The 23046-nt window shown below is 65.0% G+C and carries 27 protein-coding genes and 1 pseudogene; 14 read left to right on the top strand and 14 right to left on the bottom strand.

Translation table 11 applies throughout. From position 1 onward, the window contains the following. Positions 1–326: pseudogene (locus LB571_RS03255) on the top strand (hypothetical protein); the annotation flags it as partial. 132 nt (positions 327–458) lie between these two features. Here LB571_RS03255 and LB571_RS03250 read toward each other — a convergent pair. Together LB571_RS03250 and LB571_RS03245 are read right to left on the bottom strand one after the other, a co-directional pair. After that, the gene (locus tag LB571_RS03250; RefSeq protein WP_015314757.1) at positions 459–1121 is read right to left on the bottom strand and encodes a response regulator; all 663 of its coding nucleotides are present in this window, start codon (positions 1119–1121) and stop codon (positions 459–461) included. Next, a complete protein-coding gene (locus LB571_RS03245; protein WP_224592196.1) occupies positions 1118–2509 on the bottom strand; it encodes a sensor histidine kinase in 1392 nt (463 codons plus the stop codon). Before LB571_RS03245 ends, LB571_RS03250 begins: the two co-directional genes overlap by 4 nt. 167 nt (positions 2510–2676) lie before the next feature. On the opposite strand from LB571_RS03245, the gene LB571_RS03240 reads away from it, so the two are divergent. The 4 genes from LB571_RS03240 (at position 2677) to LB571_RS03225 (ending at position 6078) form a co-directional block, all read left to right on the top strand. Next, a complete protein-coding gene (locus LB571_RS03240; RefSeq protein ID WP_015314759.1) occupies positions 2677–3018 on the top strand; it encodes a hypothetical protein in 342 nt (113 codons plus the stop codon). 8 nt (positions 3019–3026) lie between these two features. After that, entirely contained in the window at positions 3027–3731 is a 705-nt protein-coding gene (locus tag LB571_RS03235) for a phosphatase PAP2 family protein (RefSeq protein WP_140660505.1), read from the top strand. A 275-nt stretch (positions 3732–4006) separates the two neighbouring features. Then, positions 4007–4285, top strand: a complete 279-nt coding sequence (locus LB571_RS03230; protein WP_140792405.1) for a helix-turn-helix domain-containing protein — start codon at positions 4007–4009, stop codon at positions 4283–4285. A 62-nt stretch (positions 4286–4347) separates the two neighbouring features. Continuing rightward, positions 4348–6078 (top strand): SulP family inorganic anion transporter, encoded by a 1731-nt coding sequence (locus tag LB571_RS03225; RefSeq protein ID WP_224592194.1) that lies wholly within the window; start codon positions 4348–4350, stop codon positions 6076–6078. Here LB571_RS03225 and LB571_RS03220 read toward each other — a convergent pair. Further along, complete coding sequence (locus LB571_RS03220; protein ID WP_224592254.1) at positions 6068–6685, bottom strand: DNA-3-methyladenine glycosylase; 618 nt, start codon at positions 6683–6685, stop codon at positions 6068–6070. The genes LB571_RS03225 and LB571_RS03220 overlap by 11 nt on opposite strands. Before the next feature lie 117 nt (positions 6686–6802). Then, complete coding sequence (locus LB571_RS03215; protein ID WP_015314764.1) at positions 6803–7663, bottom strand: SMP-30/gluconolactonase/LRE family protein; 861 nt, start codon at positions 7661–7663, stop codon at positions 6803–6805. 114 nt (positions 7664–7777) lie between these two features. On the opposite strand from LB571_RS03215, the gene LB571_RS03210 reads away from it, so the two are divergent. Next, complete coding sequence (locus LB571_RS03210) at positions 7778–8581, top strand: helix-turn-helix domain-containing protein (RefSeq protein WP_224592192.1); 804 nt, start codon at positions 7778–7780, stop codon at positions 8579–8581. A gap of 22 nt (positions 8582–8603) precedes the next feature. On the opposite strand, the gene LB571_RS03205 is transcribed toward LB571_RS03210, so the two are convergent. Both LB571_RS03205 and LB571_RS03200 read right to left on the bottom strand, forming a co-directional pair. Then, positions 8604–9548 carry a CHAD domain-containing protein gene (locus LB571_RS03205; RefSeq protein ID WP_140823001.1) on the bottom strand — a complete coding sequence of 315 codons (945 nt, stop codon included), beginning with the start codon at positions 9546–9548 and terminating at the stop codon, positions 8604–8606. Continuing rightward, complete coding sequence (locus LB571_RS03200) at positions 9545–10018, bottom strand: CYTH domain-containing protein (RefSeq protein WP_224592190.1); 474 nt, start codon at positions 10016–10018, stop codon at positions 9545–9547. The genes LB571_RS03205 and LB571_RS03200 overlap by 4 nt, the downstream gene beginning before the upstream one ends. Positions 10019–10109: 91 nt before the next feature. On the opposite strand from LB571_RS03200, the gene LB571_RS03195 reads away from it, so the two are divergent. Genes LB571_RS03195 through LB571_RS03180 form a run of 4 tightly spaced genes read left to right on the top strand, consistent with a single transcriptional unit; the run spans position 10110 to position 13829 of the window. Then, the gene (locus tag LB571_RS03195; protein WP_015314768.1) at positions 10110–10829 is read left to right on the top strand and encodes a CerR family C-terminal domain-containing protein; all 720 of its coding nucleotides are present in this window, start codon (positions 10110–10112) and stop codon (positions 10827–10829) included. Continuing rightward, positions 10826–11779: an HlyD family secretion protein gene (locus tag LB571_RS03190; RefSeq protein WP_015314769.1), complete on the top strand. Its 954-nt coding sequence runs from the start codon at positions 10826–10828 to the stop codon at positions 11777–11779. The genes LB571_RS03195 and LB571_RS03190 overlap by 4 nt, the downstream gene beginning before the upstream one ends. After that, positions 11776–12696 carry an ABC transporter ATP-binding protein gene (locus LB571_RS03185; protein WP_224592188.1) on the top strand — a complete coding sequence of 307 codons (921 nt, stop codon included), beginning with the start codon at positions 11776–11778 and terminating at the stop codon, positions 12694–12696. Before LB571_RS03190 ends, LB571_RS03185 begins: the two co-directional genes overlap by 4 nt. Then, entirely contained in the window at positions 12693–13829 is a 1137-nt protein-coding gene (locus tag LB571_RS03180) for an ABC transporter permease (RefSeq protein ID WP_015314771.1), read from the top strand. Before LB571_RS03185 ends, LB571_RS03180 begins: the two co-directional genes overlap by 4 nt. Before the next feature lie 21 nt (positions 13830–13850). On the opposite strand, the gene LB571_RS03175 is transcribed toward LB571_RS03180, so the two are convergent. Both LB571_RS03175 and LB571_RS03170 read right to left on the bottom strand, forming a co-directional pair. Then, entirely contained in the window at positions 13851–14825 is a 975-nt protein-coding gene (locus tag LB571_RS03175) for a threonine/serine dehydratase (RefSeq protein ID WP_140618113.1), read from the bottom strand. Positions 14826–14974: 149 nt separating this feature from the next. Continuing rightward, a complete protein-coding gene (locus LB571_RS03170) occupies positions 14975–15298 on the bottom strand; it encodes a hypothetical protein (protein ID WP_140618115.1) in 324 nt (107 codons plus the stop codon). A gap of 168 nt (positions 15299–15466) precedes the next feature. Between LB571_RS03170 and mbfA the strand changes: the two genes are divergently transcribed. After that, positions 15467–16450 (top strand): iron exporter MbfA, encoded by a 984-nt coding sequence (gene mbfA / locus LB571_RS03165; protein WP_140618116.1) that lies wholly within the window; start codon positions 15467–15469, stop codon positions 16448–16450. A 106-nt stretch (positions 16451–16556) separates the two neighbouring features. Here the strand turns inward: mbfA and LB571_RS03160 are convergent, their stop codons facing one another. The 3 genes from LB571_RS03160 to LB571_RS03150 form a co-directional block, all read right to left on the bottom strand. Further along, the gene (locus LB571_RS03160) at positions 16557–16901 is read right to left on the bottom strand and encodes an antibiotic biosynthesis monooxygenase family protein (RefSeq protein ID WP_224592186.1); all 345 of its coding nucleotides are present in this window, start codon (positions 16899–16901) and stop codon (positions 16557–16559) included. Then, a complete protein-coding gene (locus LB571_RS03155) occupies positions 16898–17230 on the bottom strand; it encodes an NIPSNAP family protein (RefSeq protein WP_224592184.1) in 333 nt (110 codons plus the stop codon). Before LB571_RS03155 ends, LB571_RS03160 begins: the two co-directional genes overlap by 4 nt. 86 nt (positions 17231–17316) lie before the next feature. Further along, a complete protein-coding gene (locus LB571_RS03150) occupies positions 17317–17532 on the bottom strand; it encodes a DUF1127 domain-containing protein (protein WP_140618124.1) in 216 nt (71 codons plus the stop codon). A gap of 68 nt (positions 17533–17600) precedes the next feature. On the opposite strand from LB571_RS03150, the gene LB571_RS03145 reads away from it, so the two are divergent. Continuing rightward, positions 17601–18275, top strand: coding sequence for an ArsR/SmtB family transcription factor (locus tag LB571_RS03145; RefSeq protein WP_140618125.1), 675 nt, complete (start codon positions 17601–17603; stop codon positions 18273–18275). A gap of 23 nt (positions 18276–18298) precedes the next feature. Here LB571_RS03145 and ligD read toward each other — a convergent pair whose 3' ends face one another. The 3 genes from ligD to LB571_RS03130 all read right to left on the bottom strand — a co-directional run bounded on the left by ligD (position 18299) and on the right by LB571_RS03130 (position 22333). Beyond that, positions 18299–20839: a DNA ligase D gene (ligD, locus tag LB571_RS03140; protein WP_224592182.1), complete on the bottom strand. Its 2541-nt coding sequence runs from the start codon at positions 20837–20839 to the stop codon at positions 18299–18301. 9 nt (positions 20840–20848) lie between these two features. Then, on the bottom strand, positions 20849–21718 hold the full coding sequence (locus LB571_RS03135; protein WP_224524692.1) for a Ku protein: 870 nt from the start codon (positions 21716–21718) through the stop codon (positions 20849–20851). Positions 21719–21826: 108 nt separating this feature from the next. After that, complete coding sequence (locus LB571_RS03130; protein ID WP_015314781.1) at positions 21827–22333, bottom strand: ferritin-like domain-containing protein; 507 nt, start codon at positions 22331–22333, stop codon at positions 21827–21829. A 401-nt stretch (positions 22334–22734) separates the two neighbouring features. Between LB571_RS03130 and LB571_RS03125 the strand changes: the two genes are divergently transcribed. Beyond that, a complete protein-coding gene (locus tag LB571_RS03125; protein ID WP_015314782.1) occupies positions 22735–22875 on the top strand; it encodes a hypothetical protein in 141 nt (46 codons plus the stop codon). Between the two features lie 2 nt (positions 22876–22877). Further along, complete coding sequence (locus LB571_RS28735; RefSeq protein WP_263484918.1) at positions 22878–23003, top strand: hypothetical protein; 126 nt, start codon at positions 22878–22880, stop codon at positions 23001–23003. Positions 23004–23046: the final 43 nt, after the last annotated feature.

Below are 23046 nucleotides of genomic sequence, written 5' to 3'. Positions count from 1 at the left end.
GCGGTGGGAATGGGGGGGGCGGTAACAGCGGTGGCGGTGGCGGCAACAGCGGCAATGGAGGAAACAGCGGCAACGGCAATAGCGGTAACAGCGGCGGCGGGAATAGCGGAAAGGGTAAGGGCCAGGGCAACCAGAGCACAAGCCATGTCAACGCCACGACCGGCGACACGGTCGACGTGGACGGCAACAAGATTACAGTTCAGCACCCTGACGGCTTGACGGAAAAGATCGAGAACGGCCGCTTCAGCATGAAGGATAAGCTCGGCCGCACGATCATCGATCGCCGTGCCACACCGGCCGACGCCAGCCGTCTCAAGGCGCTATGAATTTCGACCCTTTGAATTTCGGCCCTATGAATTTCGCCTTGTGAAGCTGGTCAACAGGCAACGACCAGCTTCACACGTCACCTCCGCCGCCCCCCGGCGGAGGTGACCTCGTTTCGCGGCGTTCCGCGACGGCTACGAACGGTCCCTGTCGCGGTCGCGAAACTCGCGCATGATGAGGGCCGCTTCAGTACGGTTTCGTACGTTGAGTTTCGACAGCACCCCCGTCATGTGATGCTTGACGGTCTTCTCCTGCAGCTCCAGGCGTAAGGCGACTTCCTTGTTGCTCAGTCCCTCCGCCACCAGCCGCAGGATTTCGGTCTGCCGGCCGGTGAGTTGCCGCAGCCGGTCCGCCACGCCGTTGGCGGGCTGCAAGGACTGCACGTCGGAAAGCAGCCGGGCCGACAGCATCGGCGAAAGATAGCTTTCGCCGGCCGCCACGTTGCGCAGGATATCGGCAAGCGCACGCGATCCGACGCCTTTGAGGACATAGCCGAGCACCCCGGCGTTCAAGGCCTTGGTCACATCGGCATTCGCCTCTGAAACGGTCAGCATGACGATCTTCTGGGCGGGATGGTCGGCAAGGATGCTGGCAACCGCGGCCAGGCCGCCGCCCGGCATTGAAATGTCGATGAGCAATATGTCGGGCTGCATGGTCGAGGCGATGCGCTCCGCGTCCTGCGCGGTCGCACCTTCGCCGACCATCTCGAAGCCGCCGATCTCCGACAGGCTGCGCGTCACGCCTTCGCGGAACAGCGGATGATCGTCGACAATGGCAATGCGGATGGCGCCGATCATGCTTGCTCCTCGACCGAAAGACGGATCACCAGCTTCGTGCCTTTCGGCCCTGTGAGTGTTTCGAATTGGCCGCCAATGCTTTCAACCCGCTCCCTGAGGCCGGCAAGGCCCAACCCCTCGGCCCGCGCCGGATCGAAGCCCGGTCCGCCGTCCGATACTTCAACGAAAAGCCTACCATTTTTCATGCCTGCACGCACCGCCTGATCCTTGCCCCGTCCGTGGCGGTAGGCATTGTTCAGCCCCTCCTGCACGAAGCGATAGATGCTGATCTTCTCAGAAGCGCCGGGCTCCGGCAAATGTCTCGGCATCGTAAGCGTCACCGATGTGCCCGTCCGGCGCTCATGCTCCTCGACGGCCAGCCGCAGCACGTCCGCCGCCGCCGCCGTTTCTATCTGCGGCAGGACCAGGCCGGTGCAGATGCCGCGTATCTCGCGCATCGCATCCTCCAGCGTCTTGCGGATCATGGCGACCTCGGTCGAGCGGCCTTCGCTGCCATGCCCCTCGCCGGTAAACACCGGACTGTCCATGCGCAGCGCGGCCAGCGCCACGAGCTGGGCAGGGCCGTCATGCAGGTCGGCGCCGATCCGGCGCAGATATCTTTCGTTGAGCGCGGTGGCGCGGCGGGACGCCCGCTGCACACGATGCCGCAAGGCGCTGTTCTGCGTCACCAGGCCCTGCAGCTCGGACACCTGGCGGCGCAGCGCCCCGCGCTGGTCGTCGATAATGCGGCTGCCGCGCAGGACGATGCCCGACAGAAGCAGGAATGCCGTCAAGGTGGTGCCGGCCACGACCAGCCAACTCGACAGCAGGGCGGAGGCCAGGGTAGCCTTGAAATCGCTGGCGACCTCGTAAAACTCGGTGACGGCGACCACTTCGCCGGACCAGGGCTCGCGCACTGGATTGTAGATCTCGAGCAACGGCACACCTGCGGCCCGCTCCTTGTCTTCGTTCTCGTCGAACGTATCGAACTGGGCAACGACGCTGCCCTGGAAGGCAGAACGCAGATTGTCGTTCAGGTCGAAGCGGCGACCCGTCAAAGCCGAGTCCTTCGCATAGAGGATCGTGCCGTCGCGGCGCCAGAGCCTGAAGGATGCCAGGCGTTTGCCGAGCGCGCCCTGGCCGAGCGTCTCGTCGAGCGCCTGCTTGACGGATGCGCTGAGCTCCTCGCTCTTGCGCAGGTCGGGCAGCAGCGGCGCAATCACGCTGTCGACATAGAGCGCCGTCGTGGCGGCCGAATTGCGAGTGACGCCGTCCCGGATCTGCGTCGTCACCCAGGTGCCGACGATCACCATGACGACCAGCAGCCCAAAACCGCCGGCAACGACGAATTGCAGGGCAAGGGAAAGCTCGCTCCAGCGCCGCGCCAAGTTCTGAAAAATACGAATCATGAACCCCTGACCGCCCCTCTATCGACAGGCTGGGCGATTCCGGCACATTGAGCTTCAGTCTCGCCGTTGCCAAGACCCTCGTTTGAAGACGTCGCTTGACGTTCCGGCACGCTTCGGAAACAAGGTCGGCGATATCAGGCAAGAGGCGCTTCGAGGAGGACGGGACGTTGAGTTTTTCGGGACTTCTGCAGCTCGGCTTTTCGACGGTGATCTTCCTGCTGGCGGCGACCGCCGCCAAGCAATGGGGACTGGCGCCCAGCCTGGGCAAGATCCTGCTGACGCTGGCGCTCTATTCGCTGGGCAATCTGATCATGCTGCGGCTGATCCGCGAGTTCGGCATGTCGGTATCGTTCAGCCTCTCGGCGGTGATCCAGCTGGTTTCGGTCAATGTCGTTGCGCTGGTGTTCTTCGGCGAGCGCGTCAACGCGTTGCAGGCGGCCGGCATCGCGCTGGCAATCGCGGCCGTGGCGCTGATCACGCTTGGACCCTATCTGCAAGGGCGGATGTAACGGTGCCGATGAAGAACGCCGCGAAAGCTCTGCTCAATCGGGTCGAATTCCCGGTGCTGCTGGCCGGCCTGGTCATCGCCGGTGGGCTGTGGGCGTTCGAGGAATTGATGGAGGTGGCACGGGCCACCACGCCGCACGCCTTCGATACCGAAATCCTGCTTGCATTCCGCCAGGCCGGTCAACCGGCGATCCCGATCGGTCCGCCATGGCTGGAAGGCGCGATGCGCGACATCACCAGCCTCGGCAGCTCCAGTGTTCTGGTGCTGATCACGGCGGCGACGATCATCTATCTGCTGTTGATCCGCCGCCCGGCGACGGCGCTTCTCATGTTCGTTGCCGTGGCGGGCGGCCAGGTGCTGTCGAGCCTGCTGAAAGTCGGCGTCGACCGGCCGCGCCCGGAACTGGTTTCGCATCTCGTCAACGAGACGTCGCTTTCCTTCCCGAGCGGCCATGCCATGCTGTCGGCGGTGACCTACCTCACGCTCGGTTCGCTGGCGGCGCGCTTCCTGCCGGGCCGGACGACCAAGGTCTACGTGCTGTTCCTGGCGGTGCTGACGACAGTGCTGGTCGGCGTCAGCCGCATCTATCTCGGCGTCCACTGGCCCTCTGATGTGCTGGCGGGCTGGTGTGCCGGCTTCGCCTGGGCGATGCTATGCTGGTTGGTGGCGAGGCTTCTGCAACGGCGCAAGGCGGTGAGCGAGGAGCCTGACTGAGTCAGATCAACCTGTTGATGAGGTGCCCTCCGCAGCCCGTCAGTATCAGAACCGTCGACAGCAAGCCTGCCGATATCACCATGGTCTTGAAAACGTTCACCCGCGTACCCCCTGCGTCTGATGCATGCCACCCTACCTGAAATCCTTGGCAGGTATCGAAGAAAATGGGCATCAGGTGGCAGTGGTTACGTCTAAAAGCGATATGATGATGCTTGAAACATGATAATGATGGTATTATACGTTATGTCAGCAGGCTCAGACGGGGGTTCCGGCCGATGATCACTGCCGCGCAGATGCGCGCCGCAAGGGCGCTGGCCGGCATCGACCAGAGGACGCTCGCCGAGCGCGCCGGCGTCTCGCTTCCCACCATCCAGCGCATGGAGGCGAGCGGCGGCGTGGTCAGGGGCGTGGTCGATACGCTGATGAAGGTCATCCAGGCTCTCGACGAAGCAGGGGTGGAACTGATCGGCGAGAACCAGGCCAGCGAGCGCGGCGGCAGGGGCGTGCGCCTCAAGCCCGCCATGCCGCCGGATGCCAAGGCCGAGCCGGAATAGGTCGCGACGGAGACCGCCGACAGTCCTGCCGACGATCCCGCCGCCTTTTGCAGGGGCAGTCCATGGATCAAGCGCGTCAGGCAGTGCATCAGGCGGTGAAGCCGACATTCTCCGAGCTGTTCACGCCGAAGCTGGTGACGGTCTGGCGGGAGGGCTACCGCCTGCCGCATTTCAAGGCCGATGTCATCGCCGGGCTGACTGTCGCCATCGTCGCGCTGCCGCTGTCGATGGCGATCGCGATCGCTTCGGGCGTGACGCCGGAGCGTGGCCTCTACACTTCCATCGTCGGCGGCTTCATCATCTCGGCCTTGGGCGGCAGCCGCTTCCAGATCGGCGGCCCGGCCGGCGCCTTCATCGTGCTGGTGGCGGCGACGGTGGCGCGCGTCGGTCTCGACGGCCTGCTGCTGGCGACGATGATGGCCGGTGTGTTCCTCATTGCCATCGGCTATCTCCGGCTCGGCACCTACATCAAGTTCATTCCCTATCCGGTCACCGTCGGCTTCACCGCCGGCATTGCCGTCATCATCTTCTCCGGCCAGATCGTCGAACTGTTCGGGCTGACCTTGCCGGGCAGGGAACCCGGACCGTTCGTGCCCAAGCTGATCGCGCTTGGAGAAGCAGCCGGCACGATTAACCTCGCGGCGACCGTCGTGGCGGCGCTGACCATCGCGACCATCGCCGTTCTGAAGCGCTGGCGGCCGAAATGGCCGGCCATGTTGATCGCCATCGGGCTCGCCTCGCTGGTCGTTGCGCTGTTGGCGTTGCCGGCCGAGACGATCGGCACGCGCTATGGCGGCATTCCGCGCAGCCTGCAATGGCCTGGCATGCCACCCGTCAGCTTCGGCAGGATGCTCGACGTCTTGCCGGACGCCATCGCCTTCGCGCTGCTCGGCGCCATCGAATCGCTGCTGTCGGCCGTCGTCGCAGACGGCATGACGGGCCGGCGGCACCGCTCGAATTGCGAGTTGGTGGCGCAGGGCTTCGCCAATGTCGTGTCCGCTTTGTTCGGCGGCATCTGCGCCACCGGCACCATAGCCCGCACCGCCACCAATGTGCGGGCCGGCGCACACGGTCCGGTCTCGGGCATGGTCCATTCGGGAATCCTGCTGGTGCTGATGCTGGTGGCGGCGCCGCTTGCCAGCTACATCCCGCTCGCGGCCCTTGCCGGCGTCCTGGCGGTGGTCTGCTGGAACATGGTCGAGAAACAAGCCTTCGCCACGCTGCTCAGGGCATCGCGCGGCGATGCGCTGGTGCTGATGGCGACCTTCCTCATCGTCGTCTTCCGCGACCTGACCGAGGGCATCGTCGTCGGCTTCGCGCTCGGCTCGATCCTGTTCATCGATCGCATGGCCAAGTCCGTCGCGGTCGAGGCGGACCTGGCGCAGGACGATGTCGCCGACAGCGTCGGCGGCGCCCGCACCTATGATTCCGCGGAGGCAAGCGACGCCGACACCGTCGTCTACCGCATCTCGGGCGCCTTCTTCTTCGGTGCCGCGTCCACTGTCGGCAGCGTGCTCGACCGCATCGCCGACCAGCGCCGCAACTTCGTGCTCGACTGTTCGGCCGTGCCGCTTTTCGATTCGACGGCGGCCAATGTCATCGAAAGTGCGGCCCACAAGGCGGGGCGCGCCGGCGTGCGCTTCATCATTTCGGGCGCCTCGCCGCAGATCCGGCGCATGCTGATCAACCACGGCGTCAAGCCGCCGCTGGTGACCTATGCCGCGTCGATCCGCGACGCGCGGGGCCAATTGGCGGGGAAACAAGAGGCGGAGCAGCCGTCTCTCAGCGATTGAGCGATGCCGGGCCGCTGACGAACGGACTTTCTTTGACGTAGAACCGCAGCAGGCGGTCGGCGTCCTTCGAAATGCCGATCCTGATGCCCTGTCCGATCGCGCCGGGCTCACATTCGTCCTGAGCGAGCCACAGCGGGCCTTCCCGGCACAGGTCGATCCCGTCGAGCGAACGATCGATCCGCAACGCCGCAGCCAGCCTTCCGGGACCGCGCGCCAGGTCGCGCAGGCGCTCGACGCCTCGGTTCAGCCGCATGATCGCGACGCCTTCCAGCGGTTCCAGCGCCCGGATCAGCACGCCGGTTCCGACCCCTTTCGTCTCGCTCGAGACATTCAGCATGAAGGAGGTGCCATAGGCGAGGTAGACATAGGCGTGCCCGGCTTCGAGAAACAGCGACCGGTTGCGCTGCGTCATCCCTCGAAAGCCGTGCCCGGCCGCGTCACCGACGACATAGGCTTCCGTCTCGACGATCCGTCCGCTGACCCTGCCTTCGGGCAAGTCGCGCACCACCAGCTTGCCTAGGAGAAACCGGGCGAGCGCGGCCGTATCGTCCGGCAGCTCCTCTCGCGCGAGCGGACGATGCTTGTCGCTGTGGCTCACGGGATCCATCGGGCCGCTCTGATCTCCCGGTCGTCCATGGCACACCTCCTTGACCATTGCCGTGGAGGGACCGTCCTACCACGCTCCATCCACGGCTGTCAGCGAAGGTCGTGCGGACGCCAGCGCTCATTCGATCTTGAGCGCCGCGACCTCGCCTTCGTTCATCAGCGGCACGTAGAGGATCGACTTGCCGTCGGTGCCGATATCGGCGCTGCCCGGCTTGAAATGCGCCACCGCTTCCGGCCCGCCGCCGGTCCTGTATCGATAGAGCGTGCCGGTCATGTAGGCCGTGGCATAGATGGTGCCGCCGATGGCGACGACGCCGTCGAGGTCGGCGAAGTTTTGGGCGCCCGCCAGCGGCGTCACCGCCTTGCTGGCGATGTCGACCGCCAGCAGCCCGCCGGGCTCGGCCGTGCTGAAGTCGGCCTTGATGCCCTTGCCCCAGGAGGCCACGATCAGCCTGTCGCCATCGGCGAAGACGCCGTTGGGCGAGGCGAGCAGCGGATCCTTGACGAACAGCTCCGGCCTGTCGCCGTCGATGCGGTAGATCGTGTCGGCCAGCATGTCGGTGACGTAGACCTTGCCGGACCGATCCGACGTCATGTCGTTCAGGAAAACGGCATTCGGGACCACGATGCTGGCGATGAGCTTGCCGCTGGCGAGGTCGACGACACGGATTTTGGTGATGTCGGCGACATAGAGCTTGCCGCCCGATATCGCCATGCCCTTGGGCGCGTCCATGCCGTCGGTCCAGTGCTGGCTCACCATCTTGCCATCCATTGACAGCAGGCTGAGGTAGCCGTTGCCGTCGGCGTCGCCCGGATTGCCGACGATGTTGGAAACGATGATGCGGCCGTTGGCGGCGTCGAACAGCGCCGATTCAGGCTGTTCGAGGCCCGTTGCGCGCCAGAGTTCGTCGGCCTGGGCGGCCTGGGCGGCGGCAATGCCGATGGCGGCGATGACGGCGGAAGTGACGACAATGTTCATGGCTGCTCTCCTGTGAATGTCGGTGAACAGCTAGGATTTTCGATACTTCTCGGGAAGGCGGATTGAAGCTAGTATCGAATATCGATACGAAACCGCCGGCAAGAGGCGCATCCCATGAACGGCCCGATCTTCGAGGCGCTGAAACGGACACTGAAGGCCAAGGGTGTCACCTATCGTGAGCTCGGCGAACGGATGGGCGTTTCCGAGCCGACGGTGAAGCGCATCTTCCATGAGAAGAACTGCAAGCTCGACCGGCTGGTGGAGATCTGTGCGGCCGCCGGCGTCGAACTGGAAAACGTGCTCGGCTCGATGAACCGCGGGCCGGGGCCGGTCAACCACATCGCGCCCGAGATCGAGCGACGGCTCGCCAGCCGGCCGGCGCTGCTGTTCGTCTTCGTCATGCTGTCGGAAAAATTCACGCCTGAAGGCATCAGGCGCTCGCAAGGCCTGAGTGAGGCCTCGATGTTCCTCTATCTGCGCGACCTTGAGCAACTCGGCCTGATCGCGCTTGGCCGTGGCCTGTCGGCGAAACTGCTGGTCGAAACGCCGATCCAGTGGAATTTCGAGGGGCCGCTCAGGCCGCTGTTCGAAATGACCAACAAGAATTTCATCGGCTGGGCCATCACCCATATCGAGAAGGAGGCGACCTTCGTCAGCTTCTCCAGGAGGATGCGTCCGGAGACGGCGGAGATGGTGCGGCGCGAGGCCGAGGAACTGGCCGACCGGGCGAGACTGCTGGCGCATCACGACCAGCACACCACGCCCGAGGACGGGTTGATCGGCTACAAATGGACCTTTGCCTTTGGCGCCACGCCGTTCGAAGCGATCATGCCGATCGGGCCGCATCCACGCGATGCCGGGGCGCGGATGGAGGATCAGCCTTCCCTGGCGAAAGGCCGGCGGCCGCTACCCGCTTAGACCGGCCGAGGTCCGCCGCCCATCAGCCGGCAGAGGCGGCAAGATCATCCGCGGACGAGGCGCCGGCGAGATCGTCGCGTGCCTTGCGGGCGAGCTTTTTCGTCGCGTGCTTGGGGCTGTCGCCGAACAGTTCGGCTGCCTCGGCGAGACAGGCTTTCCTGAGGCTCTTTTCCGAGCGCTTCAGCAACTTGCCGAGAAGTTTTGTGTCCTCGGGCGGCCCCAGCGGCTCGCTGTCCGCCTCGAGCAGCGCGCGCATGACGAACACATCATGCAGTTCACCGAGCCGCTCCCCCAGTTCATCCACGGCCTTGCGCCGCGCCTTGATCGGGGTCGGCCACAGCCTGCCCAGCAGCGACAGGTGCATGCCATGCGTCTTGGCCGCCTTGCGCAGGTCATGGAAATCGTCGGCTTCACCGCGCGTGCCGGCCTTGTCGAGCGCCTTCCTGGCGCGGCGCAAGGCGACGCGGGCGCCTTCGGCAAGCACGTCGGCGGCCTGTTCCGGCTGATCGGGCAAAGCAAGGGTTTCGATGCGCTTCAGGCCGTCTTCGCAGGCGGCGGTGGCCGCCCCGATCGCCGCCTTCAGGCCGGCGCCTTCGTGCAGATCATGCTGGCGTGCGATCAACCTGTCGCGCACGGCATCAAGCCCGCCATCGACGCTTTCCCTGGCGAAGCCCGCCGCCAGCCGATCGATGGTTTCGATCAGGGCCGTGGCTTCACGCGGACCGGCAAGCAGCGCCGCGACATTGCGATAGCACTGGTTTTCCGTAGTGCAGAATGTTTCGTCACCGGAACGAACCAGGCGCAACAAGGCACGCGCGCTTTTCAGCCGCTTGCGGCACTTGTGCAGCCCCTGTTCCGGCCGGGTGTGCGCGGTCTCCAGATGCAGCAGGGCCTTGCCGATCTCCTCGGCAAGGATACGCCTGACCTCGCCGGTCAGCGGCAGGCGCGGATCGATACGAAAGCTCATGCGGCGATCTCCGGTATCCCCCCGAGGGCGAGCGACGCGTTGTAGAATTTCTGCTCGCCGGTCACTTCCCGGCCGAGCCAGTCAGGCAGCATTTCGTCCTGAACCTCTTCCGGCGTCTCGAGCTCGGCCACCACAAGTCCCGCCAGTGCACCGCCAAAGACATCGACTTCATAGAGATAGCCGCGATGCCTAACATGGTGACGTGTCTTCTCGATGACACGTCCGATGGCGAAGTCCAGCATCTCCACCGCCTCCGCCAGCGGGATCGGGTATTCGAATTCGTCGCGCTCGCGCGCGCTGCTGCCGAATTTGAGCGTCAGCTTGGCGGAGGCGCCATCACTGATGCGGATGCGGACGGTTCGCCCGGGTGCCGTGGCGAGATAGAACTGGAGAATGCGGATATCCGCTTCCGCCAGATCCCGCCATGCGGTGCTGGAGACCAGGAACTTACGCTCGACTTCCTTGCCCATGGCCGCGCACTAAAGCGGTTGCCGCGCGCGATGGCAAGACAGCGCCGCACACAAGTTGACCTTAATCAATCGATTGATTAAGGTCTTTGGCATGATCAAATTGCCAGATGCCAAGAGACCCCGCCGCGAGACCTCCCCGGCAGAGCCGACGCGCGCCGCGCTTGTCCAGGCGGCGTTGAAACTGTTCGGGCGGCAGGGCTTCGACGGCACCTCGACGCGCGAAATTGCCGCCGAGGCAGGGGCCAATATCGGCTCGATCGCCTATCATTTCGGCGGCAAGGAAGGTCTTCGCGCCGCTGCCGCCGACTTCATCGTCGAGACCATCCAGGGCGTCGCAGGGCAGGCACTGGGCGCTGGCGAGGGGCTCGGCCATGGACAGGCGGCGGCAAGCGATCCTGAGGCGGCGCGCGCGCAGCTCTTCACGGCACTCGAGCGGATGGTCGGCTTCATCGTGGCTCAGCCGCAGGCCGGAGAGATCGTGCAATTCGTGCTGCGCGAGCTCTCGCATCCGACGGCGGCGCTCGACCGCATCTATGACGGCGTCTTCGAGCCGACGCACCGTCGGCTGTGCCAGATCTGGGAGCAGGCCACCGGCGAGCCGGCCGAGAGCGAACGCACCCGACTCACCGTGTTCACGTTGATCGGCCAGGTCATCTATTTCCGCATCGGCCGCGAGGCCGTCATGCGCCGCATGGGCTGGCGCGACATCGGCGCCGCCGAGGCCGCCAAGGTGGTGGCGGTCACCACGGACAATCTCCGCGCCATACTGGCCGCCCGGAAGGGACCAGGGATGAAGGGATCAAAACAATGAGCTTTCTGTGTTCGCTGCCGCTCGCCGCGCAATTGTTCGGTGCCTGCGCGCCGGCGGCACCGCTCGCCGTCGGTTATGTCGAGGGCGATTATGTGCTCCTGGCGCCGATCGAGGTGGCGCAGGTCGAGACGGTGGCGGTGAAGCGCGGCGACCGCGTCACGCCGGGAGCCACCGTGGTGACACTCGAAAATGCCGACGCCAAGATCGCGGTGGCGCAAGCGCAGGCGGCGCTGGCCCAGGCGCAGGCGCAGTATGCCGATCTCCAGGTCGGCAAGCGGCCGGAAGAGATCGCCGTGCTGAAGGCCGAGGTCGACATGACCAAGGCACAGGCCGCCGATGCCAAGCGAAAATTCGACCGCGCCAGCGACCTGTTCAAACGCGGCGCCGGCACGCAGGCTGATTTCGACACGGCTTCCGCGACGCTGGAGACGGCCAATGCGCAGGTCGGCCAGGCGGAGGCCAACCTGGCGGTCGGCGGGCTGCCGGCGCGCGCCGAGACGATCAAGGCCGCCGACAATCAGGTCAAACAGGCGCAGGCGGCGCTGGATCAGGCGCAATGGCGGCTCTCCAAACGGGTGTTGGCGGCGCCTTCGCCCGGCCGCGTCAACGACGTCATCCGCAATCCCGGCGACACGGCGGGTCCGACCGCGCCGGTCATCTCGGTGCTTCCCGACGGCGCGGTGAAGCTCAGCGTCTATATTCCGGAAAGCGCCTTCTCCTCGGTCAAGGTCGGCAGCCTGCTCAGCGTCCATTGCGACGGCTGTGGCCCGGAGGTGAAGGCGCGCGTCAGCTATGTCTCGCCCGATCCCGAATTCACCCCGCCGGTGATCTACTCCCTGGAGAACCGGCAGAAGCTGGTCTACCTCGTCGAGGCGCGGCCGGAGGGCGATGCGGGGCCGCTGCAGCCCGGCCAGATCGTCGATGTCGATCTCGCGGATATGGGAAAATGAACGCCATCGACGTTCACGGCCTGGTCAAACGCTTCGGCGACAAGACCGTCGTCGACCATGTGACGATGTCGGTCGCCGAGGGCGAGATCGTCGGCTTCCTCGGCCCCAACGGCTCGGGCAAGACCACCACCATCCGCATCATGTGCGGCCTGCTGACGCCGGACGAGGGTGAAGGCACGGTGCTGGGCTTCAACATCCGCACCGACAGCCTCAGGATCAAGCGCGAAGTCGGCTACATGACGCAGAAATTCTCCTTCTACGCGGATCTGACGATCGGCGAGAACCTCGAATTCGTGGCGCGGCTCTACCGGCTGCGGCCGGTCGAGGACTATGTCTCGCGCACGCTGGAGGAGCTCGGCCTGATGACGCGCCGCAACCAGCTGGCCGGCACCTTGTCCGGCGGCTGGAAGCAGCGGCTGGCGCTGGCCGCCTGCATCATGCACAAGCCGAAACTGCTGCTGCTGGACGAGCCGACGGCCGGCGTCGATCCGAAGGCGCGGCGCGAGTTCTGGGACGAGATCCATCGCCTGGCGAGCGGCGGGCTGACCGTGCTGGTCTCCACTCATTACATGGACGAGGCCGAGCGCTGCCACCGCATCAGCTACATCTCCTATGGCAGGATGCTGGCCACCGGCACCGTCGCCGAGGTGGTGAAGAATGCAGGCCTGACCACCTTCGTGCTGCAGGGTCCAAAGCTCGACGAGGTGGCGCAAGCGCTGCAAGGCCGCCCCGGCGTCGACCAGGTGGCGCCGTTCGGCGCGACGCTGCACGTCGTCGGTTCCGACCGCGAGAAGCTCGAGGCCGCGCTTGCCGATGTCGAGAGGGAGCACAAGGGCGTAACGGTGACGCCGGGCGAGACCAGCCTGGAGGATGTCTTCATCCAGTTCATGTCGGGATCGAAGGACAACATGGCATGAACAGCGTCTTTTCCTTCGCCAGGCTCGGCGCCCTGCTGATCAAGGAGTTCATCCAGATGCGGCGCGACCGCATCACCTTCGCCATGATGCTGGGCGTGCCGCTGATCCAGCTCGTGCTGTTCGGCTACGCCATCAACAACGACCCGAAAAGCCTGCCGGCGGCCCTGGTGGCGACCAGCAGCGATCCTTATACCCGCGCCATGGTCGCGGCGCTGCAGACCACCGGTTACTACCGCTTCGACCATGTCGCGCAAAGCGCCGAGGAGGCCGAGTTCCTGATGGCGCGCGGCGACGTCGCCTTCGTCGTCACCATCCCGGCCGATTTCGCCCGCCGCGTCGAGCGCGGCGACAAGCCGCAAATCCTGATCGAGGCCGACGCCACCGATCCGGCGGTGGCCAGCGGCGCCATCTCGACGCTCGGCACCATCGCCGGCCAGGCGCTGCTGAGAGCGCAAGGCACGCAGGAAGCCGCGGCGGAAGCCGCCAGGGGGCAGCTCGATGTCGTCGTCCACCGCCGCTACAACCCCGAAGGCATCTCGCAATACAACATCGTGCCCGGCCTGCTCGGCGTCATCCTGCAGATGACCATGGTGATGATGACCTCGATCGCGCTGACGCGCGAGACCGAGCGCGGCACGATGGAAAATCTCCTGGCGATGCCGTCGAGCCCGCTGGAGATCATGATGGGCAAGGTGCTGCCCTACCTGGCGGTCGGCGCGGTGCAGGTGGTGGTGGTGCTGGCGGCGTCGAAGCTTCTGTTCGCCATCCCCTTCACCGGCTCGATGACGCTGCTTTTGTCGGCGGTGCTGGTGTTCGTGCTGTCGCTGGTGCTGCTCGGCTACACGATCTCGACGATCGCACGCACGCAGATGCAGGCGCTTCAGCTCACCTTCTTCTTCTTCCTGCCCTCGATCATGCTGTCGGGCTTCATGTTCCCCTATCGCGGCATGCCGGACTGGGCGCAAACCTTCGGCGAGATCTTCCCGCTGACGCATTTCCTGCGCATCACCCGCGCGGTGATGCTGAAGGGCGCGCAACTGCCGGCGGTGGCGACCGAGATCGGCTGGCTGGCGGTTTTCGTGGCGCTGTTCGCCGGCGTGGCGCTGGTGCGGTTCAGGCGCACGCTGGACTGACGAGAGCTGACCTGTGCCGCCCTACGCCGCCATGATCCCGGCATAGGTGCCGAAATCGACATTGCCGCCGGACAGCACCACGGCAACGCATTTGCCCGACAGCTCGATCTCGCCCGACGACAGCGCCGCCAGCGCGACGCAGCCGCCGGGCTCGACCACCAGCTTGAGATAGGCCATGGCGTCGCGCATCGCCCGCCTGACGGCATCCTCTGAGACGGCGACGGCGCCGGCGAGGTTGCGGCGGTTGATCTCGAAGGTGATCGCGCCCGGCTCGGCGGTGAGGATGGCGTCGCAGATCGAACTGTGGCCAGGCTCGTTCGAAACCCTGGCGCCCGCCGCCAGCGAGCGGCGCGTGTCGTCGAAATGCTCGGGTTCGACCGCCCAGATCGCGGTGCCGGGCGAGGTATCCTTCACGGCAACCGAGATGCCGCTGGTCAGGCCGCCGCCGCCACAGGGGATGACGACCGCGTCGAGGCCGACACCCAGCGCCCGCGCCTGCCTCACCAGCTCCAGTCCGATCGTGCCCTGGCCGGCAATTATGGCCGGATCGTCGAAGGGCGGCACCAACGCCATGCCCTTGTCGAGATAGGGGCGCACCACCGTCATGCGATCGTCCTTGAAACGGTCGAAGGGCACCACCTCGGCGCCCATCCTGCGGACATTGGCGATCTTCATGTCAGGTGCGTCCGCCGGCATGGCGATGACCGCCTTGACGCCGAACATGGCGGCGGAAGCCGCCACGCCCTGCGCGTGATTGCCCGAAGAGAAAGCCACGACGCCACGAGAACGCTCCGCCTCGCTCAGCGTCGACAGCTTGTTGTAGGCACCGCGGAACTTGAACGAGCCGGTCCGCTGCAGCGTCTCCGGCTTGAACAGGATGCGGCCGCCGAAGCGCCTGTTCAGCTCCTGCGATTCGATCAAGGGGGTCTCGACGATCAGGCCCGAGAGCCGTGCGGCGGCGGCGTGGATGTCGGCGATGCCGGGAGGGGTGATCATGGCGGGTCCTGTAGCGATGCGATCCGGCCATGGTGCACGCAAAGGCGCGCGCGATGCCAACGAAAAGATGTGACCGGGACAAAGTTCGCGATTGTGATCAAGACACAAACGCATCCAGCGTTGCGGCCGTCACGCCCGCATGTCGAAATTCACCCCAGCAATGTCCGCTGCCGCTTGCTGCCGCCCAGCTTGCGCCAATTGTTGAACCGATGCGTGGCGGCGGCAAACGAGATCTTCATCTGCTGGGCGACCGAATAGCGCGACTTGCCCTCGTCGAACATGCGGTAGCAGCACTCGACGCCTTCCTCGGTCAGCTTGCCGTCGGGTGCCTTATTGTGCGGGTTGGCGGGGTCGAATTTCTCGACCTGCTGCTCGACCAGCCCCTTCAGGCGCTGCAGGTCGGCCTCGATGCTGGCGATGAGATCGAGGACCGGTTTCGGGTCGTAGGCGTGCGGAGGCTTCTTGGCCGTCATCAGCTCGTTCCTTTTTTGGCTTGACCCGATATATAGGTTAACATTCGCTGATAATGAAGAGTGATGCCCGGTGCGGCTCAACTATTCTTGACCGTGGCCAAGCGCACGATTGACCAAGGACGTTGCAAATCATAGTTTAGAACAATTCTAAACTAGGGTGATTTCCTCATGCTTTCCCGTGTTTTCGGCTTCGGCCGCCGCTCCTTCGAATCGCTCTCCGAACAGGAGATCCTGGCGCTGGCCATTTCATCGGAGGAGGATGACGGGCGTATCTACCGAGCCTATGCGGACGGATTGTCCGAGACTTTTCCGCAATCGGCCAAACTCTTCGAGGCCATGGCCGAGGAAGAAGACGGCCATCGCGACTCGCTGATCGAACTCTTCCGCAAGCGTTTCGGCGAGCGCATTCCGCTGATCCGCCGTGAACATGTGAGGGGCTATTTCGAGCGCAAGCCCGACTGGCTGGTGCGGCCGCTCGGCATCGAGGCCGTGCGCCGCCAGGCCGAGGCGATGGAGCGGCAGGCCTATCTGTTCTATGTCGAGGCGGCCAAGCGCACCACCGACGCCTCGACCCGCAAGCTGCTCGACGATCTGGCCGCGGCCGAACAGGGCCATGAAAGCTCGGCGCATGCGCTGGAGCAGAAACACGTGCCGGGCGAAGTCAAGGTCGAGGAGGCGACCGCCGAGCAGCGCCAGTTCATCCTCACCTATGTGCAGCCGGGCCTGGCCGGGCTGATGGACGGGTCGGTGTCGACGCTGGCGCCGATCTTCGCCGCCGCCTTTGCCACCCATGACACCTGGCAGACGCTTCTGGTCGGTCTCGCCGCCTCGATCGGCGCCGGTATCTCGATGGGTTTCACCGAGGTCGCTTCCGACGACGGCAAGCTGTCGGGCAGGGGTTCGCCGATCAAGCGCGGCCTGACCGTCGGCGTCATGACGACGCTCGGCGGCCTCGGCCACGCGCTGCCCTATCTCATCCCGCATTTCTGGACCGCGACGGCGGTAGCCGCCGTGGTGGTGTTCTTCGAACTGTGGGCCATCGCCTTCGTCCAGAACCGCTACATGCAGACCCCGTTCCTGCGCGCCGCCTTCCAGGTGGTGCTGGGCGGCGCCCTGGTGTTCGCGGCGGGCGTGCTGATCGGGAATGCGTAAACAAAGTGGCGAAGGTCAGCGCTGCCCCTCATCGCCCTGCCGGGCACTTCTCCCCGTATAGTGACGGGGAGAAGGAGGCTGGCTGCCGCGCTGGCTCCTTTCTTCCTCACCCATTCACGGCCCGGCTGTCCGCCGGGGCCTCGTCCCTCTCGGTCAGTCCGTAGTCGCGCACCACGTGCGCGATCCGCAATCGATAGCCGGCAAAGATACCGCCGCGCCCGGCCCGCTGCGCCTGCCGGTGCTCTTCGGTGTTGCGCCAGGCCTTCACCGCCTCCTCGTCGCGCCAGAACGACAGCGACAGCACCCGGTCCGGGTCGGCCAGGCTCTGGAAGCGCTCGACGGAGATGAAGCCGTCAATGCCGTCGAGCAGCGGCCGCAGGTCGGCGGCTATGCCCAGATAGGCCTCGCGCCGGCCCTGCGCAGGCTGCACCTCGAAGATGACGGCGATCATAGCTTGACCAGCGGCGCATGCGGGCCGGAAGCCAGTTTCAGGAACATGCGGTCCTCCTTGAGGATGAAGCGTTCGCGGCGGGCGAATTCATAGTTTGCCTTGCCGGCGGGGTCCGCGGCAAGCCGGGCGCGGTAGGCTTCGTAGGCGGCAAGGCTTTCGATGTTGTAGGCGGCATAGGCCGTCGTGGCCGAGCCCTCATGCGGCGCGAAATAGCCGATCAGATCGGCGCCGCAGCGTGGAATGGCCTGACCCCAGTTGCGGGCATATTCCTCGAAGGCGGCCTTGCCGAACGGGTCGATCTCGTAGCGGATGAAGCAGGTGATGGTCATGGTCGGCTCCTTGGTGTTTAGCGGCGACAGTTCGGGCGGCGTCGAAACGTCGTGCCACCCGATCTGCTAGGCAGATGAGTTGGCGATCACACCTGCCAGAAGGATTTCGCGCATTCGCGGCGCACATCCTCCCGTGTCAGGCCGAGGTCACGCAGCAGGTGGTCGTCGATCTCCGAGAGGTCGCGGCGCTGCGCATGGCGGTCATACCAGCGGGCCAGCAACCGTGAGCGGACCCAGGTGACGAACGGGAACGATTGGCGGCGGGGCACCGGCTCGGGGGTGAAAGCGATTCGTGCGGCCATCCTCGTCTCCTTGATCCCGTCGGAGAATAATGGTTATCTGACAAGAATGCTTCGATGAGGATCAAACCATGCGTGAAGGACCCGACATTGCCCGCATCGCCAGCCTGGTCGGCGATCCGGCCCGCGCCAACATGCTGAACGCCCTGATGGGCGGCACGGCATTGACCGCGAGCGAACTGGCGCTGGAGGCCGGCGTGTCGCTGCCGACCGCCTCCTCGCATCTGTCCAAGCTGATGGAGGGCGGGCTGCTGACCTTGGCCAGCCAGGGCCGGCATCGCTATTACGGTCTGGCCGGCCCGCAAGTGGCCGGCATGATCGAGGCCATCACCGGCGTTGCGGAAGCCGTTGGCCCCAAGCGCGTGCGGCCGGGCCCGCGCGACGGCGCGATGCGCGTCGCGCGCGTCTGCTACGATCACCTTGCGGGCGAGCAGGCCGTTGCGATGCTGGACCGCCTTGTGGAGAAAAACATACTGGTCCGCAACGACAAGGAGATCAGGCTCGGGCCATCCGCCGCATCGCATTTCGCGGCGATCGGCATCGATGTCTACACCAAGCCTCGGCGGCCGGTGTGCCGCGCCTGCCTCGACTGGAGCGTGCGGCGCTCGCACCTCGCCGGGACGCTGGGCGCCGCCATCCTCGACAAGATCCTTGCCGAGAAATGGGCGCGCCGCGAGAAGGACAGCCGCGCGGTGATTTTCTCGCCGCCGGGCAAGCAGGCGTTCGAGAGGGTGTTTTTGGGGTGAGGTCGGCGGCGCCGAGAGTCGAGCTACCCCCGCTTCAGCACTTTGCCCTTCTTGAAGAAATCCACCCACGGATCGGCTTCCGAGAGCCGTTTCAGCGTCGTCTTGTCGCCGATCGGGAAGGCGTTCGGCGGCAGGCCGGCCTCGATCTCGGCCCATGTCACCGGCATCGACACCGTCGCGCCCTTCTTGGCGCGCGAGGAGTAGGGCGCGACGGTGGTCGCGCCGCTGCCGTTGCGCAGGTAGTCGACGAAGATCTTCCCCGTGCGCGCCTTCTTCGACAGCGTCGCGGTGTAACGGTCCGGCGCGCCTTGCTCCAGCGCCCTGGCGAAATCATGGGCGAAGCCTTTGACCTCGGCCCAATCCGCCGACGGCTTCAGCGGAACGACGACGTGAAAGCCCTTGCCGCCTGATGTCTTGACGAAATTGGGCAGCGACAGCTCGTCGAGCTTGCCCCTGATGTCGAGCGCCGCCTCGCGCACCGCCTTCACGTCGACGCCCTCGTCGGGGTCGAGGTCGAAGACGATCTGGTCGGGCTGTTCAAGCTTGTCGATGGTGCAGCCCCAGATGTGGATCTCGACCACTCCGAGCTGGACCAGCGCCGCGATGCCGTCGAAATCGCGGATGAACAGGATTTCCTCGCCATCCGTGGGGTCCTTGGTCTTCTCGATCTTCGCATGCATGCCGGGCGAGGCATGCTTCTGGAAGAAACGCTGGCCGCCAACGCCATCGGGCGCCCTGACAAGGCTGAGCGGGCGGTCGACCACGAATTGCTTCATGCGCGGCCATACCAGCGCGTAATGATCGAGCAGGGCCTGCTTCGATATCTTTTCGTCGGGCCACAGAAGCTTGTCCGGGTGGGAGAGCTTCACGGTCGTTTTCGCCGCCGTTGCCGCCGTATTGGCGCTGCCTGCCGCCGGCTTGGCCTTGGCGGGGCTTTTGCCTGTCGCTGTTTTGGTTCCCGCTGCCCCTGTTCCCGCTGCATTGGGCTTTTCCTGCACGACTTCCTCCGCCGGCTTGTCCTCGCGCAGCCCCTGGAACGAAGCATGGCGTATTATACGGTCCGACGTCCAGCTGCGAAACTCCACTTCGCCGACCAGTTCCGGCTTGACCCAGACCAGGCCCTTGCCCTTCGGCACGGCCGCATCGAAGGGCGAGGCGTCCGCCTTCAGCGCATCGAGCTTCTTTTTCAAGTCGTTGGCGCTCTTGGTGGAGAAGCCGGTGCCGACACGGCCGGCATAGTGCAGGCTGCCGCCTTCGAAATAGCCGACCAGCAGCGAGCGCAGGCCGCGCCCGGTCTTGTCCGACGGCAGATAGCCGCCAATGACGAATTCCTGCCGTGCCGTGCATTTCGATTTGACCCATGTCGGACCGCGCCCGCTCCGGTAGGGCGCATCGGCGCGTTTTGAGACGACGCCTTCCAGCCCCATGCGGCAGGCATGTTCCAGCATGATCTTGCCGGGTTCGGCAAAATGGTCGGAGAAACGCACCGCCGCGGTGTCGGACGGCTCGCCGAGCAGCGCCTGCAGGGCCTGCTTGCGCTCGACAAGCGGCTCGCGGCGCAAATCCTTGCCGTCGAGCCGCATCAGGTCGAAGACGTAATAGATGAAGCGGTTCGTCCGCTTCGCCGACAGATCCTGCTGCAGCAGCGCGAAGGACGACACGCCGCTGTCGGCCAGCACGACGATCTCGCCGTCGAGGATGGCGTCGCTGCATTTCAGCCCGGCGAGTTCGGCCGCGATCTCGCCGCCGAATTTTTCCGTCCAGTCCAGCCCGGTGCGGGTCAAGAGCCGAACGTCGGTGCCGGCGATCTGCGCCTGCATGCGGTAGCCGTCGAACTTCACCTCATGCAGCCAGTCCTGGCCCGACGGTGCGTCGCGCTCCAGCGTGGCGAGCTGCGGCTCGATGAAATCGAGCTTCTTGCCGCCGGTCTTGGCCTTGCCGGCGGCCGGCTTGTTCGAATGCCAGACCTTCGGCTTCTCGCCCTTGGCCGCCTTGCCTTCACCGACCTCCTCGATCGTCAGGCCTGATTTCACCGATTTCGGCTCGTCTTGCAGAATATCCTCGCCGGGGCGTGCGGCGGCATCGTCCGACTTGATCAGCAGCCAGTTGTCGCGTTTTTCGCCGGGCCGCGGCCGCAGCCGCACCAGATGCCACTTGCCACGCAGCTTGTGGCCCTCGAGCTCGAAGTTGATGTGCCCCTTCGCCATCATCTTGGCCGGATCGCCCTCGGGCATCCAGGTGCCCTCGTCCCAGACGAGGACCGAGCCGCCGCCATACTCGCCCTTGGGGATGGTGCCTTCGAAGCCGGCATAGTCGATGGGATGATCCTCGACATGCACGGCCAGCCGCTTTTCGTGCGGATCGAGGCTCGGACCGCGCGTCACCGCCCAGCTCCACAGCACGCCGTCATGCTCGAGGCGAAAATCGTAATGCAGCCTCGTGGCGGCATGCTTCTGGACGACGAAGATGCCGCCGGCCTTCTTGCCGCGCGCAACCTTGCCCGCCGGCTCGGCGGTCTTCTTGAAGTCACGCTTCGAATGATACTGTTCGAGGCTGCTGGCCATCTCGTATCCTCAGGCCGATTTGCGCTTCGGCGCAACGCTTTTCGCCTTGGCACGTTTGGCCGCCGGCTTGGCTTTCGCCGGGGACGACTTGGTCGGCGCCGAATCCGACGACAAGCTCTTCTTCAGCGCGTCGAACAGGTTGACGACATTGGAGGGTTTGGGCGCCTCCTTGGCCTTGGGCGCCTTGTGCCCCGCCTTCTTGGCGCGGATCAGCTCGAGCAGGGCTTCCTCATATTTGTCGTCGAATTTCGAGGGATCGAACTTGGTCTTCTTCTTGTCGATGATGAGCTCGGCCAGATCGGTCATCTCCTGGTCGGTCTTCACCGCCTCGATGTCGCCGAAGACGGTCTCCGGCTGGCGCACCGTGTTGTCGTAGCGCAGCGTGGTCAGCACCATGCCCTTGCCGAGCGGCTCGATGACCACTGGACGCTCGCGCCGATAAAGAACGATGCGCGCCAGCCCGGCCATCTTCTTGCCCGCCATCGCGTCGCGGATGACGGCGAAGGCCTCCTCCGAAACCTTGTCGGCCGGAGCGACATAGTAGGGCGTGTCGAGATAGATCTGCCGGATCGAGGATTTGTCGACGAAGCCGTCGAGGCTCATCGTGTGCGAGGTTTCGATCTGCACCGCCTCGATCTCGTCCTCCTCTATATGGACGAAGTCGCCCTTTTCGATCTCGTATCCCTTGATCTCGTCGCCGTCCTCCACCGGTTTGCCGGTCTCGGCGTCGACATAGATCCGCTTCACCGTATTGCCGGTCTTGCGGTTCAGGATGTGGAACGAGACCTTGTCGGCATGGGTGACCACGTTGGTCAGTTCGATGGCGCAGGTGACCAGCGAGAGCTTCAGATAGCCTTTCCAGGCCGGGCGCGGCGCCATGAGGTTTTCCCTTTGAGAAAGATCAGCTGGAACGGGCGACCACCCCGCTCGGTTCCAACCCGGTCGGCCGGGGCCGGCGCGGTTGCCGCCGGCCCCGGCTTTCAGCCCCTATTCGGCGGCCTGCAGGTTGATCTTGCTTTCCGCGATTTCGGTCAGCTTGCGATCCGTCGCCTGCTCTTCCTTGAGATTCTTGGCCAGCACATTGGCGCAGTCGCTGCGGCCGAGCTGCTTGGCCCAGGCGATCAAGGTGCCGTAGCGGGTCATTTCATAGTGCTCGACGGCCTGCGCGGAGGCGATCAGCGCGGCATCCAGAACGTCCTTGTCGTCGACATCGCCGCTGACGTCGTCGGCCTCCTCGAGAATGCCGTCGATGGCCGGGCAGTTGACCTGCTTGGCCTTGACGCCATGCAGCTCGAACACCTGCTCGACGCGTTCGATATGGCCCTTGGTCTGCTCGAGGTGTTTTTCGAAGCCGGCCTTCAATTGCGGATCGGTTGCCTTGTCGACCATCTTCGGCAGCGCCTTCTCGATCTGCTTTTCGGCATAATAGATGTCGCGCAGCGTGTGCACGAAGAGGTCGTCCAGCGTTTTGATGTCCTTCGAAAAGAAGCCCATGATTTCAACCTTTCCATTGCTCTTGCTTGTTCGGGAGATCCCGGCCTTGCCTGGGCAGTGCCTGTGAGCCGGCAATGCCGGTTCTTGGAACTCAACGTCCATTGGTGGGGCCGGTTCCGAGCGCTCGCGGCCGCACGGCAGGAAATTCCCGGGCGGCACGAAAGTTGAAACACAAGCGCGCCAAGGCGACATTCAAACGAAACATATGTGATGCAAAAGTCACACCAACCGAAATGGTGACAAAAGGCGTCGAAACACCCCGAATCAGCCGCAATCCGGCCATGAAGCGACGGGTTTTCGACCAAAAATTAACATCACGTTCACTGAGTATTCACGCCTCGATGCTATCGTTCTCGCACTTCGGAAGGGACGTCCGAAAATCGGGACAGGGACCAGGTAAAATGAACTTCCTCACGCAACTCATCGGCTATGCCGCCGCTATCCGCGAATTCGTCGCGCCGACCTATCGGCCCGAGCGCTATTACATGCGTGGCCCCGGTCCGGCCTGCGCCCGTCGCGGCACGTCGCTGGGCGCGCACTGACCATGAGCTTCGAAAGCCGCCACAACAGCCGCATCTGCAGGCCGGACGCCGACAGCCGCGCCACCGCCTATCGCGCCGAACGCCCTGTCCTGGCCGACCGCCGGCGTGCGGCAACGCCGCGTCTTTGATGCCGCCATCGGCTGGCTTGGTGTCATAGGACATAAGCAGCCG

The organism is Mesorhizobium sp. BR1-1-4, assembly GCF_020165375.1.
Classification (GTDB): Bacteria; Pseudomonadota; Alphaproteobacteria; order Rhizobiales; family Rhizobiaceae; genus Mesorhizobium; species Mesorhizobium australicum.
This window is presented reverse-complemented; position numbering and strand designations above follow the sequence as displayed.